This window comes from Parcubacteria group bacterium (assembly GCA_041657845.1).
GTDB lineage: Bacteria > Patescibacteriota > Minisyncoccia > Moranbacterales > JAKLHP01 > JAKLHP01.
This window is the reverse complement of the sequence record JBBABD010000067.1, coordinates 1-1,564: the sequence shown is the minus strand read 5'-3', so window position 1 is coordinate 1,564 and position 1,564 is coordinate 1. Positions and strand designations below refer to the sequence as shown.

The following is a 1,564-nucleotide window of genomic DNA, read 5'->3' as shown; positions in this document are numbered from 1 at the left end:
CCGTGAGCGTCCCCCTGATGGCAATGCGCTTCTGCGCCCAGCGGGAGCTGACGAAAGATGCCCCGTCGCCCATGCGGTCAAGCGCCACAATCTCGCGCCCGGGCATGGACTCGTGCCGGACGTATTCGGGGATGTAGGTCGCCCCGACGAGCTCCGTGCCGTCAAACTTGATGGAGGAGGCCATGGCTAGGTTGCGGCCAGCGCGAACTGGCGGTTAATGGCGTCGATGATCTCGCGCTTGAGGGCGTCCTTGTCGTTCACGTCGCCGAAGAAATTGAAGGTGAAGGACTTGCCGGTCAGGGAGCCGTTCGGTAGAACATCCCCGCCGTTCCTCGGGACGAACAGCTCGGGGCCGGTCTCGCCGACAAGGTATGGGCGGTTGGCGGACACGGGGCCGCCGGAGGCACGGGCCTCCAGCCCGGCATTACGGCGAACCGTGTTGAGCAATCTTTCCGCGCCTTCTTCGTCCCCGGCCTCACGCAATTCCTTTGCGCGGGCAATCGCCTTCTGGTTCATGTTCTCTAAATCTGCCTGCGCCTTGCCCGCCGCCTCCGTCTCCCTTTTCAGTTCGGAAATCTGTTTCATCACGACCGCGAACCCGACCAAGGCGACGCCTATCGTGATCGCGAGGGGCAGGGCGGCTAGTCCGGCGGCAAGGAGCGTGGCCTGACCAGTCACCAGCTTCAGCCCGGCGGAGAACAGCGCCAGTCCCTTTATCGCCGCAGGCAAAACCGTCCCCACCGTCCCGAGTATGGCGACCATTCCGGCCAGTGCCGCCGTAGTGGCGATGACGGCCACGGTCAGCTTCGGGTGAACTGAAAGCATTTCCGAAAGCTTGGTGACGACAGGCAGGATTGCCTTTAGCGCCTCGTTCATCGCGGGAAGGAACAGCGTGCCTAGCTTGGCCGACAGGTCTTCAACCTGCGCCTTGAGGATTCGCTGCTGGTTCGCGAGCTGGCCGGAGGTGTTGGCGAAATCGCCGGATACCTTATTAGTCTGCTCCATCAGCGAGCCGTAGGTCGCCTGAATCCGCTGCGTCTCGGTCATCTGCTTTCCGGCCTCGGCAATCCCGTTGGCCACGGCGTATGCCTGGACGGAGGCGGCGGACAGGTCAATGCCGAACTTGCGGAGCGGCTCGGTCTGCCCGGCGAGGCCCGACTGGAAGGCTGTCGCCGCCTCGGACACGTCAAGGTTCATCACGGAGGCGAAGTCAGCGACGCGGACGGTCATCTTGTCGAGGGTGTCGGCGACGCTCCCGCCCTCCTTTGTGACGGTCTTGGCGAATGATGACATCTGGACGGAGAGCCCGTAAAACTGCGAACGCGACAGGCCGACGGCCTTGGCGGAGTTCTCACCCAGCTTCAGAACTCCTTCGGCCGCCTCGCCGAAGACGACGTTGATGGCGTTGACGCTCTCGTTGAGGTCGGAAGCCGCCTTGACCGCGACGCCCACGCCGACAGACACCGCCCCGAAAGCCACCGCCCCGTAGTTCCTCAATTTCTGAAAGGTCGGCTGGAGGGAGTCAATCCTCTTGCCCAGCGTCACGGTTGACTTTGACGCGTTC

The 1,564-nt window shown here is 63.4% G+C and carries 2 protein-coding genes; both read right to left on the bottom strand.

The window, feature by feature from the left end:
• Positions 1 to 184, bottom strand: a 184-nt coding sequence (locus tag WC906_05550; protein ID MFA5777864.1) for a hypothetical protein, incomplete at its 3' end; no start/stop codon positions are given.
• Between the two features lie 2 nt (positions 185 to 186).
• Positions 187 to 1,564 (bottom strand): hypothetical protein (locus WC906_05545; protein MFA5777863.1); only part of this gene is annotated, 1,378 nt, incomplete at its 5' end.